The sequence below is a fragment of the Formosimonas limnophila genome, from assembly GCF_014652675.1.
GTDB classification, from domain to species: domain Bacteria; phylum Pseudomonadota; class Gammaproteobacteria; order Burkholderiales; family Burkholderiaceae; genus Hydromonas; species Hydromonas limnophila.
The window spans coordinates 1-15,584 of sequence record NZ_BMZG01000004.1; the positions used below are offsets into that span (position 1 = coordinate 1).

A 15,584-nucleotide genomic window follows, 5' to 3' on the forward strand; every position below is an offset into this window, starting at 1 on the left:
CTGGAGTGAGTACCACCTGTACGGGCACACACACCATCACACAAGCGGAGGTTGATGCAGGTGAGGTCAGCAACGTAGCGAGCGTGACAGGTACTGACCCATCGGGCACGGTTGTAAGTGATGAGACAGAACCTGTTATTACCAAGTTAGAGCAAGTCGCTCGATTATTGTTAAGCAAAACCATTTTGCCTATAGAACGTCCACAACTTGGGAGTGTATTGACTTACCGTTTTGAGGTACGTAATACTGGTAATGTGAGCTTATCGGGACTTAGTATAGACGATGCACTGATTGATATGCCTGCAATATGTCCTTCAAACTCGCTTTTGCCTAATGCAGTGGTTACTTGTGTTGGTCAACGCAAGGTGACTGAGAATGACGTTCTTTTAGGCTTTGTGATAAATGTTGCTCAGGCCAAAGCGAATACCTCAGCGTTGGGTTTTGTACTCAGTAATCAGTCTACAGTTACTCAAGCGATTTTTGGGAGAAATGTTCAGCTTCTCGTGACCAAGCGATCTAAAACCAAAACGGCGAAGATTGGTGATTTTGTTCGTTACGAAGTGGTGATTGAGAACCCAAGCAAATACGATGCCAAAGACTTTATCTTAGTGGATCAACCCGCGCCAGGTTTGAGCTATGTTTCAGGCTCAATGAATGTGGTAGGTGATAGCAGCTTTACTGTGACGTCAGAGTATCCATTGACGACATCGAGTTTGGATGTTGCCGCAGGCCAAAAGCTGACATTGAGCTACATGATGCGTGTGGGTGCGAGTGCAGGACAAGGCAGTTTGGAGAACTGTGCGAAGGTCGGTGATGCGTCTTCAGCTATTANGATTGAAACCGATGCATATGGCCGCTACCATATTGAAGGCATAAACCCAGGTCAATGGGCGCGTGGCAGTAACTTCATTGTGAAGGTTGATGTGGCTACTATCCCTGAGGGCGCTGTTTCTACAACGCAAAACCCATTGGTTAAACGCTTGACTCAAGGTTTGCCTGGCTTGTTTAACTTCGGTTTCCGTATGCCGTTTAATACCTATGAACCAGGCAAACCGCTGTCGTACCAGTGATGCTCTCAGCGGATGGTTTGTTTGAGTATGACCGCTTTGATTTGTTGGACGCAGGACGTAAGAAGCTGGCTGATTTGGCTAAGCATTTATTGGAAGACTCGAAGACACAAAAAGGGTTGAAAGTATCCGCTTACACTGATCGTTTGGGTTCGGCTGCCTATAATCAAAAGCTCTCAACGAAACGAGCTGAAACCATTAAAGCATTTTTAGTGAGCCAAGGCATTGATGAGAGCTTGATTACCATTAAAGGCACGGGGGCAGTCAGCCCTTGGTTCAATGTCCAGGACCTAAAAATGACAAGCTGATTCAATGCTTGGCACCTAATAGGAGGTTTGAGGTGGCGTTGCATTAAGAGTGCAAGTGCGACCTGACCTGCCTTTAGTCAGAGAACAGCGTGGTTGATCATGGGATTGTCTTTCATGAAAAATCTTTCAATGGCATCATGCATGATCTTTGTCAGTTTGACGTGAAAAAAACGCCACATGCTTAAAGCATGTGGCGTTTTTGGTTTAAGTCAGTTGAGTTTAGAGACGTTCAATAATGCCTGCTGCTCCCATGCCTGTACCCACACACATTGTGACCATGCCATAGCGGCCACCCGTACGCTTGAGGCCGTGCAGTACTGTGGCCGCGCGAATCGCACCCGTTGCACCGAGTGGGTGACCCAGAGCAATTGCGCCACCGAGAGGGTTGATTTTGCTCATATCCATATCGAGGTCTTGGATGACCGCGAGTGCTTGTGCGGCGAAAGCCTCATTCAACTCAATCCAGTCGATGTCGGATAACTGCAAACCTGCAACTTTTAATGCGGTTGGGATGGCAAATTTTGGACCAATACCCATGATTTCGGGCGGCACACCACGAACGGAGAACGATACGAAACGACCTAGGGGCGCGAGATTGTGTTCTTTCAACATGCGCTCTGACACGAGAATCAATGCACCTGCGCCGTCTGACATTTGCGAGGAGTTGCCTGCCGTGACGCTGCCTTTGGCTGCAAATACGGGTTTGAGTTTGCCCAAGCCTTCGGCGGTGGTATCAGAACGAGGGCCTTCATCCTGAGAAACGGTGAAGTTTTTGTTTTTCAACTCGTGAGTAGATAAATTCAAGCCTATGTCTGTCACGTTATAAGGTGTGATTTCTGCGTTGAAATAACCAGCCGCTTGTGCAGCGAGTGCGCGGCGATGTGATTCTGCGGCGAAGGCGTCTTGCGCTTCGCGAGAGATATTCCATTGTTTGGCGACGTTTTCAGCGGTCAGACCCATGCCGTAGGCGATGCCAACGTTTTCGTCCTTGGTGAAAATCTCTGGGTTCATATCGGTCAGGATGGCATTCATTGGCACCATGCTCATGGACTCTGCGCCACCTGCAATCATCACATCGGCTTGCCCTGTGCGAATGCGATCAGCAGCCATTGCGAGCGCTGTCACGCCAGAAGCGCAATAGCGATTGACGGTCACACCACCGATGGTGTTGGGCAAACCTGCAAACAACACGCCCATGCGTGCCATGTTCAGGCCTTGTGGGCCTTGTGGAATGGCACAGCCAATGATGGCGTCTTCGATGAGTGCGGGGTCAAGATTAGGTACTTGTGCTACGGCACTGCGCAATACGTGCGCGAGCAAATCGTCTGGGCGGGTGTTTTTAAACACGCCGCGTGGTGCTTTACCTACGGGGGTGCGGGTTGCCGCGACGATGTAGGCTTCTTGTAATTGAGTCATTTAAATCTCTCCAAATTCGTTGAGTGAGGCGGGCATTGCCCACCAGTGCTACAGTCAAGAGGTCAGTGGTGGGCTATCGAAAGCGCAGACTTCGCCACTAGACCTCGGTGCGATTAGTTTCGCACTGGTTTGCCCGTAGACAACATGCCCATGATGCGTTCTTGGGTTTTTGGTTTGCCCAATGCGTCGATGAAGTGCTCACGTTCTAGTTTGAGCAACCATTCTTCGTCAATGACCGTGCCTGCTTCAACGCCGCCGCCAGCAAGGATGTTTGCCACGCGGGTGGCAAGTTCGCCGTCATAAGCACTGATGAATCGGCCGTCGCGCATGTTGGCGATGATCGATTGCAACGTTGCTTGGACAGATGGTCCAGCCGCAGTGATGGCCACGCCCGCTAAAGGTGGGCGATAACCCGCATCAGCCAGTGATTTGGCGGTGTTTTTCGCCACGTGCAGCAACTCGTGTACGTTGAATACCACGGTGTCTGAGGCGGTGAGATAGCCCATTTCACGCGCTTCGAGCGCAGATTTTGAGACTTTGGCCATGGCGACGTTTTGGAACCATGGTTTGACGAATTCGGTCAAATTAGAGAAACCATAAGCACCACCGTCACGTGAGGCGCGCAGTGCTGCTTCTTTTAAACCACCACCTGCAGGTACGAGGCCAACGCCTAGCTCAACCAAACCCATGTAAGTTTCGAGGTGTGCTACACGGTGTGCACAGTGAATGGCTGTTTCAACACCACCACCCAATGCCAAACCAGCTAACGCCGCAACAACAGGTACTTGTGCATATTTAAGACACATCGCGGTATCTTGAAATTTTTTCACAAAAGGCTCAACCGCTTTCGCGCCGCCTTGCATGAACAATGGCATCGCAGCTTGTAAATCCGCACCCGCAGAGAATGGCCCACCTGTCAAAGATGCAGGTTGCCAAATGACCAAACCGCTAAAGTCTTTTTCGGCAATGCTGACGGCACGTTGCAAACCATCGAGCACATCTGGGCCGATGGTGTTCATTTTGGTTTTGAATGATGCGATGAGCACGCCGTCGTTTTGATGCCATAGGCGAATAGAGTCATTCTCCTCGACTGTCACGCCTGCGGTTTTTGGATCGGCTGCATTTTCACCGACGAGCGCGGCTGGGAATGCTTGGCGAGCATACACGGGTAAGCTTGAGCGTGGTGTATAGGATTTTTGAGCGGGGGCGTATGAGCCTGCTGGCGTGTGTACGCCACCTACTTCGCTCACCCACGCTGGCAATGGTGCGTTGGACAATGCTTTACCCGCCGCGATGTCTTCTGAAACCCAGTCAGCGATTTGCTTCCAACCTGCAGACTGCCAAGTCTCAAATGGGCCTTCGTTCCAGCCAAAGCCCCAACGAATCGCAAAGTCAACGTCACGCGCATTGTCGGCAATCGACTCTAAATGCAGGGCAATATAGTGGAACACATCGCGGAAAATCGCCCACAAAAACTGTGCTTGAGGGTGATCAGTTTCACGCAGTAATTTAAAGCGCTCCGTCGCTGGACGTTTGAGAATGCGTGCAACCAGCTCGTCCGCTTTGGCGCCGCCGGTGACGTATTCGCCCGTGGCTGGGTTGAGCACTTTGATTTCTTTTCCTTCTTTTTTGTAGAAACCAGCGCCTGATTTTTGACCCAGTGCGCCTTTTTCAACCAAGGCTTTGAGCACTGCGGGTGTTGTGTACTGTGCTGCGAACGGGTCATCCTTGAGGTTGTCTTCCATGGTTTTGATGACGTGTGCCATCGTGTCCAAGCCGACCACGTCGGCGGTGCGGAAGGTGGCTGATTTGGCGCGACCAAGTTTTGAGCCTGTCAAATCATCGACGACATCAAATGATAAACCGTATTTTTCGGCTTCGGCAATCACCGCCAAAATTGAGAACACACCAACGCGATTGGCGATGAAGTTGGGGGTGTCTTTTGCACGAACCACGCCTTTGCCCAGTGTGCTGGTGGCGAATGATTCAAGTTTGTCTAATGTCTCAGCATCGGTTGTCGCAGTCGGAATCAACTCAACCAAGTGCATGTAGCGCGGCGGGTTGAAAAAATGCACACCGCAAAAGCGTTTTTTGAGCTCGTCCGAAAAGCCATTTGATAATTCGGTGATCGACAGGCCTGAAGTATTCGATACAAAAATCGCGTGAGGTGCCAAGTGTGGCGAGACTTTTGCGTACAGGTCATGTTTCCAATCCATGCGCTCGGCGATGGCTTCAATGACCAAATCGCACTCAGCCAGTTTGGATAAATCAGTTTCGTAGTTCGCCGCTTCGATGTAGGCGCCATGGGCAGCGTTGCCCAATGGTGCAGGTGAGAGTTTTTTAAGGCCTGCCAATGCTTTATCGACGATGGCGTTTTTTGAACCTTCTTTATCTGCCAAGTCAAACAACATGACGGGTACTTTTGCGTTAACTAAATGCGCAGCGATTTGCGCACCCATCACGCCTGCGCCGAGCACGGCGACTTTGCGAATTACTAAGTTACTCATGGTTGTCCTTTTCACATCCAATTAAAATCAAATACAGCAACATGACCCATTCAAAATCATGCTGCTGTTGGTAGAGGAAATACGGCGGGGATGAACACCCACCAAACAAATGTTTTACTGACGGTACCAAGTCTGTGTACGACCGATACCCATCACAGAGCCACGCACGGCAAGCGTGTTGCCGTTGTCGGTGAGGGAAACGGTGTAGGTTTTGTCGCTTTTTGGGTCCATGATTTTGCCGCCACCGTATTTGTTACCGCCTTCGGATTGCACGTTCCACATAATGGTTTTGCCCGAAACATTTTGACCTTTGAGCTTGCCTTCGCATGCGTTGCACACATTGCCCGATGGATTGTTGAGTAGCTGAACGATGCGACCGACGTATTTACCATCTTCAAGAGTGATTTTCACCAATGACTTTGGCTTGCCCGTGGCATCATCAATGGTGCGCCAAGTGCCGACTGGGTCAGCCATAGCTGCCAAGGAAAGAGTTAAACCTGCGGTGAGTAACCCTAATTTTGCGAATAATTTCATTTTTTGTCTCCTGTGGGTGAAAGGGTGTTGCGGGTACTGCCATGAATGGATGTGGATGTGAAAGAACCACATGACTTCAATGTGTTGCTCAGCTGCTTGGTTGACCCAAGCCGCATGATATACCTTTGATGATTAGAACCACTCGTCTTTCATGTCGGCCAGTGTGGCATTACCTGCGCGCGCCTGACGGATGTAGCCAGCCGTTTCGGGCAAGAGTTTGGCAAAGTAAAAACGAGCCGTTGCGAGTTTGGCTTTGTAGAAGTCGTCTGTGGATTCTTTTTCCAAGGCCACTTTCGCCATTCGTGCCCAAAAGTAAGCGAACACCATGTGGCCAACCACTCGTTGATACGGTACGGATGCTGCGCCGACTTCGTCCTGGTTGGTCATGGCTTTCATGCCGATTTCCATCGTGAGCTTTTCGACTTTGACGGCAATGTCACCAAGCGGGTTGATGAATTCTTGCATTTTGGCATCGACTCCGTGCTCTTCGACGAATGAACGAACTTGCTCACCGAATTTTTTCATCTTCGCACCCATGTCTGACAAAATTTTGCGACCAAGCAAGTCCAAAGCTTGAACGCCGTTCGTGCCTTCGTAGATTTGAGTGATACGAGCATCGCGCACGTATTGCTCCATGCCCCATTCGGCGATGAAGCCGTGACCACCATAAACTTGGACGCCGTGGTTGGTACATTCAAAGGCATTGTCCGTGATGAATGCTTTGACAATCGGTGTGAGCAATGCCACTAAATCAGCCGCCTCTTTGCGGACAGATTCGTCTGGATGAGACAGCTCTCGGTCAATTTGCAAGGCGATCCAGTATGTGAAGGCACGAGCACCCTCAGCATAAGCGCGTTGCGTGAGCAACATGCGGCGAACATCTGGGTGTACCAAAATCGGGTCGGCTTCTTTTTCGGGATGTTTTGCGCCAGACAGTGCGCGCATCTGGATGCGCTCTTTCGCGTAATTGCGAGCGTTTTGATACGAAATTTCCGTCAAACCCAAACCTTGCATACCTACGCCTAAGCGTGCGGCATTCATCATGACAAACATGGCTTGTAAGCCTTTATTTGGTTCGCCAACCATCCAGCCAAGAGCGCCATCTAAGTTGATCACGCAGGTTGAGTTGCTGTGAATCCCCATTTTGTGTTCAATCGAACCGCATGAAACGGGGTTTCGCGCGCCAACTGAACCATCAGCATTGGGTAAAAACTTAGGTACGACAAATAGCGAAATACCTTTCGTGCCAGTCGGTGCGCCAGGCAGACGTGCCAAAACGAGGTGGATGATGTTTTCCGCCATGTCGTGCTCGCCACTGGAGATGAAGATTTTTGTACCAGTGATTTTGTAGCTACCGTCGTCTTGTGGGTCGGCCTTAGTGCGCAAAATACCGAGGTCTGTACCGCAATGAGGTTCAGTCAAACACATCGTGCCAGTCCACTCGCCTGAAGCCAGTTTCGCCAAATAGGTGTTTTTTAATTCATCTGTGCCGTGTGCGTGTAAAGCTTCGTAAGCACCGTGTGACAAACCCGGATACATCGTCCATGCGATGTTTGCTGAATTGAGCATTTCATACAGTGCGTTATTCAGCGAAATCGGTAAGCCTTGGCCTCCGTAAGCTGGATCGCAAGACAGTGATGGCCAGCCTGCCTCGACGTATTGCTGATAGGCCTCTTTGTACCCTTTGGGCGTGGTGACGACGGTGTCGTTCCAGTGGCAGCCTTCTTGGTCGCCTGATTGGTTGAGAGGGAAAATGACTTCAGAGGCAAATTTTCCCGCCTCTTCGATGACAGCGTTGATGGTGTCTGCGTCGATCTCAGCGTGGGCTGGCATCGCTTGTAATTCAGCTTCTACGTTGAGTAACTCGTGCATCACGAATTGCATGTCGCGCAGTGGTGGAATATATGAACCCATGTTTTTGTCTCCAATTGTGCGCGACGGTTGTGTTACGTCACGCGTCGATATTGTTTAAGAATGCGTTCGAACACTTGGCGAACCAGTGCGGAACCATTTTCGCGTTTCATCAGTCGATTGTGCTGATGAAAAACCAAAGCGACACCATACAACTCAAAAATCACCAACTCCACAGGCGTGTCCGACATCAACTCGCCTGTTTCGATGCTTTGGTTGATGGATTTGTATAACTCCTTCTCCCAAGCTGAAATCATGGCGACCAACTCATCTCGAACTGGGCCTGGGCGATCATCGTATTCAACTGCGCCGGATATGTATAAGCACCCTGACTCTGCCTCTGCATTTAAGCGGTTGAACCAATTGCCCAAAATAGCCTTGAGGCGAGCTAGGCCTCGTGGCTGTGTGACCGCTGGTTTAAGGACTTCTGCCAAAAAGCGATGTTCATACTCTTTGAGTGTTGCAATCAAAAGTTCTTCTCGTGAGCCAAAGTGGGAAAACACCCCGCTTTTGCTCATGCTCAGACGGTCAGCCAAAATGCCGATTGTCACACCCTCTAAACCATCTCGTGCTGCTACTTCTAAGGCGACATCCAAAATTGCCATGCGGGTTTGCTCGCCTTTGCGCACAGCTGTTCGTGTGGGCTGGCGTTCGACGGGTGTCGAATGAGTTGTGTCGCTCATCGGTTTCTCCAAACAAAATCGAACGTTCGTTCTATTTTCAACAAAAGTATATCTCGTGTCAATAGGTTAGCACAAAAAAACTGTGTTTTTGTCGAAAAAGTGCGTGTGTGCGTTTTTATTGTGAGTACAGAGTCAACCTATAGCGTCGTGCTGAAACTCTGAGCAGGGTTTTACTGGAAGTTTGGTTGACGCTTCTCAAAAAATGCGGTCATGGCTTCTCGTGAGTCAGCACCACGGAGTAACTGACCAAAGCTGAGTAGCTCAGCATCCATCGCATCACGCAACGCATCCGCATTTGCCGCCTTGAGCAGCGTTTTGGTAGCGCGCATGGCTTGTGGTGATTTTTCTGCCAAATGTCGGGCTTGATGCTGGGCATAGCGCAGGACTTCAACGTGGGGCATGATGCGGCTGGCAATGCCCATTTCCAAAGCTTCTTGTGCGTTAAAAAATTCACCAAGCATCAGTTTTTCCGCGCTGCGTAAATACCCTGTTCGCTGTGTGAGCAGTAAGCTGGAACCCGCTTCTGGACAGAGTGCGAGATTGATAAAAGGCAACTGAAATTTTGAGTCATCGGCCACAACGACAAGGTCGGCGTGTAGCAACATGGTGACACCGACACCGACAGCAACGCCGTTAACCGCAATGACCAGTGGTTTTTTTAAGTCTCGCAGAGCGAATAAAAATTGCACCACGGGTGCATCATTGCTGGTGACGGGGTTCTGTAGAAAGTCTTGTAAATCATTGCCCGCACAAAACATGTCTATCAGACCATGTAGCAAAATCACACGGACGCTGTTGTCCGCATCGTAGCTTTTAAGCGTTTCTGCCATGGTTTGGTACATGGCTGATGTGAGGGCGTTTTTCCGTTCAGGGCGGTTGATTTGTATGTAGCCAATGCGCTCGTCGATATGAGTGATGATGTTCATGCTGTCTCCGTTTTGGAAATTATGAATGATGGCTTGGTAACGGCAATCAAAGTGCCAAACGATTTTTTTTGAGGCGACTTTTTCATCAGTTTGCTCATCATGTATGACAACTGGATGACTCAAAGTTACATGATGAAAAAATAGAATGATCGTTCTTATCTATGGGGCAGTGTAATTTCAGTCATCCTGCTTGTCAAACATTAGTCAAAAATCACAAGGATTTTGCCCATGTTCAATACTTAATTTATCGCATGAATGATGACTCAAATCTGAAAAATCCAAGCTGGATGATGACGTGTCTGTTTGTTTTCTAGTAAAATCGCGCCGTTGTGCTGCATCATGCCCATTATGTTGGTGTATTGTGTCGCCAAGGTGGCTTTGGGCTTGGCTCCAAAGTCTGATACTGCTTTTTTATTAATGGAGGTTGATATGAATAAATTACTCGCTGAGTTTATCGGTACTTTTTGGTTGGTTTTGGGTGGTTGCGGTAGCGCGGTTTTGGCTGCGGCGTTTCCTGAGCATGGCATTCACTTTGTGGGTGTATCGTTCGCTTTTGGTTTGACTGTGTTGACCATGGCTTATGCTGTGGGTCATATTTCGGGCGGTCACTTTAACCCTGCTGTGACTTTTGGCTTGTGGGCGGGTGGTCGTTTTGCGACTAAAGACATCGTTGGTTACGTCGTGGCGCAGGTCGTGGGGGCGATTGCTGGTGCTGCAGTTTTGTACTGCATCATCAGTGGTAAGTCTGGTTTCGCTGGTTTGGCGACTTCTGGTGCGGGTGTATTTGCGACGAATGGTTACGGTGAGTTGTCACCTGGTGGTTTTAGCATGATGTCGGCATTGATCGCTGAGTTTGTGATGACAGCGGCATTTTTATTTATTATCATGGGTGCTACACACAAAGACGCGCCTGCAGGCTTTGCGCCAATCGCCATTGGTTTGGGTTTGACTTTGATTCACTTGATTTCGATTCCTGTGACCAACACTTCAGTTAACCCTGCACGTTCAACAGGTGTTTCAGTGATTGCTGCGATGTTTGGTAATGGCGCATCGGTTGGTCAATTGTGGTTGTTCTGGTTTGCGCCGATTGCGGGTGGTATCGCGGGTGCGTTGCTGTATCGCGTGACCAAATGCGAAAAATCTGCCAAATAAGAAATGATGTTGTAAAAAAACCTCCACTGATGTGGAGGTTTTTTATGCGCTATTTTCTTTGGTGTGATGGGTGCAGATTTTTGCTCAATATCAGTGCCAGAATCGGACGGCCGAGAGAGTCATTCGAGACCAAATGGACGCCCAGTTCGGAAATTTTTTGCAATAACTGTTTGCGGCGTGGATTAATTGTTCCGTAAAAAAAGCACGTCAATATCCTGTGGCACATTTGTCGGAATACAACTCATTACAGGCATATAACCCATCGGTACAAAATCAATGTGTTCGGCTTTTTTCTTTAGCGATGCTAAAGGTTCGCTGTGCGTGGCAAACAAGATGTTGAGAGCACCAGGACGAATGACGCCGTGCTCGACAGAGGTGGTGTGGCCGAGTGATTCAGCCGCGTTGACAAACAGAGCCATTTCGCGCTGAAAAGCGGAGAAATGAATATGATGAAACTAAGGGTTCCTCATGAAGACAAAAACGTCATTAAGTCATGGAGCTGACCGCCAAAGTCGTTGAGCGCGTGGTCTCCGCCTTCAACGATGATTTGTTGCGCCCCTTTGAAAAAAGCCCGCATTTGCCAAGGGTTGAGTACTTCATCGCCCATTGCCACAAGCAATAAATAACGTGACAAATCGGTGACTTCTTCAGTTTCATAATGCTTGAGTTCAGCCAGGTAGCGGATGGCGTCTGATGGTGTGATTTCTTCAACGTTGTATCGCGTTTGCAGGCTGGCTTGTTTGAGTTCGTTCCATGGGGTGAGGGCTGGGTTGATCGTGGCGCAGCGAAAATGGTATTTTTCGGCCAAATGAATGGCGTAAAAACCACCGAGTGAAGAACCACAGACAGTGTCAATCGCGTGCTCCTTGATGAGCTTTTCGCACAGTTTGATCGAGTCCTTCGGGGATATGGGTAACTGCGGCATCACGGGTGCGCTCAAACCATGGGTTTTACAGTAGTCCGCAATCGCCACAGCTTTTGGTGACTTAGGGGTGGAGCGAAAACCATGCAAGTACAAAAGTTTCATGAAAAATTCTCCTTGTTCTGCGCACCACATGAGTTTGGGTGGGCAATGATTATTTTAGTGCATCCAATAATTTTTGATGTACGCCGCCAAATCCGCCATTGCTCATGACCAGTATATGATCGCCCGATTGTGCGACTGCCTTGACGGCATTCACCAACTCATTGAGGTCGCTAAATGCGCGCGCTTTATCTCCCAGCGGCGCCAGTGATTCAGCCAAGTCCCAGCCGAGCGCGTCTTTGCCATCGCCGACTGCGCCGTAACCGAATATCAAATCGGCTTGTGTCAATGAGTCAGGCAGCTGTGCTTTCATGACACCAAGTTTCATGGTGTTCGAGCGGGGTTCCAGTACGGCCAAAATCCGTGCTGTACCGACGCGTTTACGCAGACCCGCAACCGTGAGTGTGATGGCAGTGGGGTGGTGGGCGAAGTCGTCGTAGACGGTGATGTTGTTGACCACACCTTTGATTTCCATGCGGCGTTTAACCATCTCGAATCGGGAGAATGCCTCAATCGCGTGACGTGGCTCAACGCCAACATGACGCGCGGCCGCGATGGCGGCCAGTGCATTCAATCGGTTGTGTTCGCCTGTGACGTTCCATTGGACGCGGCCTTGCAGTTCGCCCTTGAGCAATACATCAAATGAATCATCACTGCCCACGTTGCTGATTTGCCAGTCGCCCAAACCATTACCAAAGCGTGCCACATCGGTCCATACGCCACGAGACAAGGTTTCGTCCAAAGCGGCTTCATGCGCATTGGAGACAATCAAACCATTGGCTGGGATGGTGCGCATGAGGTGGTGAAACTGCGTTTGAATCGCGTTTAAGTCAGCGAAAATGTCTGCGTGGTCAAACTCAAGATTGTTCAAAATTGCAGTGCGTGGGCGGTAATGCACGAATTTACTGCGTTTATCAAAAAACGCCGTGTCGTACTCATCGGCTTCGATGACAAAAAAAGGGTCATCGGTCAAACGCGCCGAAATGCCAAAGTTATTTGGCACGCCGCCAATCAAAAAGCCAGGGCTTAAACCCGCATCTTGTAAAATCCACGCCAGCATGGATGAGGTGGTGGTTTTGCCGTGTGTGCCTGCGACGGCGAGTACCCATTTGTCACGCAGGACGTTTTCACCGAGCCATTGTGGACCTGAAATATAAGGCAGACCTTGATTTAGAATCGCCTCCATCAGCGGGTTACCACGCGAGACGACATTGCCAATCACGTATAAATCAGGCTTTAAGTCAGTTTGTGACGCATCAAAGCCGCTGATGAGCTCAATGCCTTGCGCTTCGAGTTGTGTGCTCATGGGCGGGTAAACGTTGGCGTCGCAGCCAGTGACTTTGTGACCTGCTTGTTTGGCGATGGCCGCGATGCCACCCATGAATGTGCCGCAAATACCTAAGATGTGAATGTGCATAAAACCCAACCAGTGATGTAATTTAGAGAGGTGAGACGTGTGTTTCACCTCGTTTTTTTAAGATGGTCGGTATTTTAACTTACTTTGATTGGCTCGCTGTGGCAAAGACGCACAAAACCAGCGGCTTTTATTTGGTTTGTCCTGAATTGGTTTTTAAACAATCCCAGCAAATTTCCACGACAGCGTCTCGCCCGCATTGAGCGGAATCAGTTTTTGTCCTTCAATGTACGGTAATTCGCTGGGTACTTGCCAATCTTCTTTAACCAGTCGGATTTTTCGTGTATTCACAGGCAAACCATAAAACGCTGCGCCGTGGATGCTGGAGAAGGCTTCGAGTTTATCGAGGGCACCCGCTTGCTCAAAGGCGGTGGCGTACAGCTCCATCGCGTGTAATGCTGTGTAGCAGCCTGCGCAACCGCAGGCGGTTTCTTTGGTGGGTTGCGCGTGTGGTGCGCTGTCTGTACCGAGGAAAAACCGTGGGTTGCCAGATGTGGCCGCTCCAATCAGTGCTTCGCGGTGTGACTCACGTTTGAGAATCGGTAAACAGTAGTAATGTGGTCTGATGCCGCCAGCCAGCATGTGGTTGCGGTTATACAGCAAGTGATGAGCGGTAATTGTGGCTGCGATACCATCCTCTGATGTGGCCACGTACTCAGCTGCTGCGCGGGTGGTGATGTGCTCCAGCACGATTTTGAGCTTCGGATAGCGAGCGCGTAAAGGGATGAGTACTTTGTCGATGAATACGGCTTCGCGGTCAAATATGTCCACGTTGGCATCCGTCACTTCACCGTGCACCAGCAGTGGCAACCCAGCACTTTGCATCATCGACAATGCCCCATCACAATGATCCAGTGACGTCACACCTGAGTCGGAGTTGGTCGTGGCTCCTGCTGGGTAGAGTTTGACTGCTTTGACGGCGTTGGCTGACACGGCGCAGTTGATGTCGCCCGCATTGGTCTTGTCGGTGAGGTACAGCGTCATTAACGGCGTGAAATCGACATGTTCTGGTACATGCTCCATGATGCGCGTGGCGTAGTCTTGTGCCATGGTACGATTGGTCACAGGTGGTTTCAGGTTGGGCATGACGATGGCGCGTGCGAACTGGTTTGCGATGTGCGGTACGGTGTGGGCGAGTGCCTCACCATCGCGCAAATGGACGTGCCAGTCGTCTGGCTGAATGATGTCGATAGAGGTCATGGGATTCCTGAGGTTTTTGACGTTTTATGAGACTCGTTGAGCGGTGTTTTTTGAGAGTGTTCGGTCAAAGGTTTCATCACGGGGCGCGTGATTTTACCACAGTGATTTTTATGGCTGGCTTACATGTGTGGTTGGCGAATATATTTTGATTTTTTGCTCGATTTTTCTAAGGAAATAGCAGTATGATTCTTACGAAATTACGTTGCTGCCTTGCCTTTTTTAACCCTGTGTCTCAAATCATCCCCAGAGTTCATCATGATTATCACCACTATAGAAGATCTTCGCCAATTGGCACAGAAGCGTGTGCCTCGCATGTTTTATGACTATGCTGATTCAGGTTCTTGGACCGAGTCAACGTACCGAGCCAATGAATCAGACTTTCAAAAAATCAAGTTTCGCCAGCGTGTCGCTGTCAATATGTCTGGTCGCACCACTGCCAGCACAATGGTGGGGCAACCAGTCAGTATGCCTGTGGCGATTGCGCCGACGGGGTTGACTGGTATGCAACATGCTGATGGCGAGATTCTGGCGGCGCGAGCGGCTAAGGCATTCGGTATTCCGTTCACGTTGTCCACCATGAGTATTTGCTCGATTGAAGACATTGCGACAAAGACGGACAACCACCCTTTTTGGTTTCAGCTTTATGTGATGCGAGACAAAGCGTTTATCGAGCGGTTGATTGAACGAGCGCGGGCGGCGCATTGCTCGGCGTTGGTGCTCACGTTGGATTTGCAGGTATTGGGGCAGCGTCACAAAGACATTCGAAATGGTTTGTCTGCGCCACCGAAGCTCACGATGGCGAATATCCTAAATATGGCCACCAAACCCCGTTGGTGCTGGGGTATGCTCAATACAAAGCGGCGATTTTTTGGCAACATTGTCGGGCATGTGAGTGGCACTGGAGATATGGGCTCTTTGTCTGACTGGGTCTCTGGTCAATTTGATCCTGAGCTGAGCTGGTCTGATGTGGCATGGATTAAAGAGCGTTGGGGCGGTAAACTCATCGTCAAAGGCATTTTGGACGAAGAGGATGCTCGACTTGCCGTGCAGCACGGGGCAGATGCGATTGTGGTGTCTAACCATGGTGGCCGTCAGCTTGATGGGGCGATGTCGTCGATTCAGGCGCTGCCAAGGATTGTGGACGCCGTCGGGCAAGACATCGAAGTACACATGGACGGTGGGATTCGCAGCGGGCAGGATGTGCTCAAGGCGATGGCACTGGGGGCGAAAGGCACGTACATTGGCCGACCGATGTTGTACGGCCTGGGGGCCATGGGGGAGGCGGGTGTGACGCGGGCATTGGAGATTATTCACAAAGAGCTTGATTTAACCATGGCGTTTTGTGGGCGGACAGAGATGGCTGCGGTGGATAAAGAGATTTTGTTGCGTGGGACTTACTGAAGTTGCTAAAACGCCAAAAGGTTTCGCGATTTAGTCTCGCT

14 protein-coding genes are annotated in these 15,584 nt (G+C 50.0%); 4 read left to right on the top strand and 10 right to left on the bottom strand.

The genetic code is table 11. The features are described 5' to 3' along the window. Positions 1–5: 5 nt before the first annotated feature. Both IE082_RS04075 and IE082_RS04080 read left to right on the top strand, forming a co-directional pair. Positions 6–1,070 (top strand): CLIPPER-2 domain-containing protein, encoded by a 1,065-nt coding sequence (locus IE082_RS04075; RefSeq protein WP_444542693.1) that lies wholly within the window; start codon positions 6–8, stop codon positions 1,068–1,070. Next, complete coding sequence (locus IE082_RS04080; RefSeq protein WP_189491975.1) at positions 1,070–1,375, top strand: OmpA family protein; 306 nt, start codon at positions 1,070–1,072, stop codon at positions 1,373–1,375. Before IE082_RS04075 ends, IE082_RS04080 begins: the two co-directional genes overlap by 1 nt. Positions 1,376–1,594: 219 nt before the next feature. On the opposite strand, the gene IE082_RS04085 is transcribed toward IE082_RS04080, so the two are convergent. From IE082_RS04085 to IE082_RS04110, 6 genes are all read right to left on the bottom strand, one after another. Beyond that, the gene (locus IE082_RS04085; RefSeq protein WP_189491977.1) at positions 1,595–2,791 is read right to left on the bottom strand and encodes an acetyl-CoA C-acyltransferase; all 1,197 of its coding nucleotides are present in this window, start codon (positions 2,789–2,791) and stop codon (positions 1,595–1,597) included. Positions 2,792–2,904: 113 nt separating this feature from the next. Then, positions 2,905–5,298, bottom strand: coding sequence for a 3-hydroxyacyl-CoA dehydrogenase/enoyl-CoA hydratase family protein (locus tag IE082_RS04090; protein ID WP_189491980.1), 2,394 nt, complete (start codon positions 5,296–5,298; stop codon positions 2,905–2,907). A gap of 114 nt (positions 5,299–5,412) precedes the next feature. Further along, positions 5,413–5,832 carry a DUF2147 domain-containing protein gene (locus tag IE082_RS04095; protein WP_189491983.1) on the bottom strand — a complete coding sequence of 140 codons (420 nt, stop codon included), beginning with the start codon at positions 5,830–5,832 and terminating at the stop codon, positions 5,413–5,415. 132 nt (positions 5,833–5,964) lie between these two features. Next, positions 5,965–7,746, bottom strand: coding sequence for an acyl-CoA dehydrogenase C-terminal domain-containing protein (locus tag IE082_RS04100; RefSeq protein ID WP_189491986.1), 1,782 nt, complete (start codon positions 7,744–7,746; stop codon positions 5,965–5,967). A gap of 32 nt (positions 7,747–7,778) precedes the next feature. Further along, the gene (locus IE082_RS04105) at positions 7,779–8,426 is read right to left on the bottom strand and encodes a TetR/AcrR family transcriptional regulator (RefSeq protein WP_189491989.1); all 648 of its coding nucleotides are present in this window, start codon (positions 8,424–8,426) and stop codon (positions 7,779–7,781) included. Positions 8,427–8,596: 170 nt separating this feature from the next. After that, positions 8,597–9,352 carry an enoyl-CoA hydratase gene (locus IE082_RS04110; protein WP_189491992.1) on the bottom strand — a complete coding sequence of 252 codons (756 nt, stop codon included), beginning with the start codon at positions 9,350–9,352 and terminating at the stop codon, positions 8,597–8,599. A gap of 429 nt (positions 9,353–9,781) precedes the next feature. Here IE082_RS04110 and aqpZ point away from each other — a divergent pair, with 429 nt between their 5' ends. Continuing rightward, positions 9,782–10,504, top strand: a complete 723-nt coding sequence (gene aqpZ / locus IE082_RS04115; protein ID WP_189491995.1) for an aquaporin Z — start codon at positions 9,782–9,784, stop codon at positions 10,502–10,504. Between the two features lie 182 nt (positions 10,505–10,686). On the opposite strand, the gene IE082_RS04120 is transcribed toward aqpZ, so the two are convergent. From IE082_RS04120 to pyrC, 4 genes are all read right to left on the bottom strand, one after another. Next, a complete protein-coding gene (locus tag IE082_RS04120) occupies positions 10,687–10,923 on the bottom strand; it encodes a hypothetical protein (RefSeq protein WP_189491998.1) in 237 nt (78 codons plus the stop codon). A 47-nt stretch (positions 10,924–10,970) separates the two neighbouring features. Beyond that, positions 10,971–11,531, bottom strand: a complete 561-nt coding sequence (locus IE082_RS04125; RefSeq protein WP_189492001.1) for a YqiA/YcfP family alpha/beta fold hydrolase — start codon at positions 11,529–11,531, stop codon at positions 10,971–10,973. A 49-nt stretch (positions 11,532–11,580) separates the two neighbouring features. After that, positions 11,581–12,945, bottom strand: a complete 1,365-nt coding sequence (gene mpl, locus IE082_RS04130; RefSeq protein WP_189492004.1) for a UDP-N-acetylmuramate:L-alanyl-gamma-D-glutamyl-meso-diaminopimelate ligase — start codon at positions 12,943–12,945, stop codon at positions 11,581–11,583. Between the two features lie 153 nt (positions 12,946–13,098). Next, positions 13,099–14,142, bottom strand: a complete 1,044-nt coding sequence (pyrC, locus tag IE082_RS04135; protein ID WP_189492008.1) for a dihydroorotase — start codon at positions 14,140–14,142, stop codon at positions 13,099–13,101. A gap of 252 nt (positions 14,143–14,394) precedes the next feature. On the opposite strand from pyrC, the gene IE082_RS04140 reads away from it, so the two are divergent. Beyond that, entirely contained in the window at positions 14,395–15,543 is a 1,149-nt protein-coding gene (locus tag IE082_RS04140) for an alpha-hydroxy acid oxidase (protein WP_189492549.1), read from the top strand. The last annotated feature ends 41 nt before the right edge of the window (positions 15,544–15,584 follow it).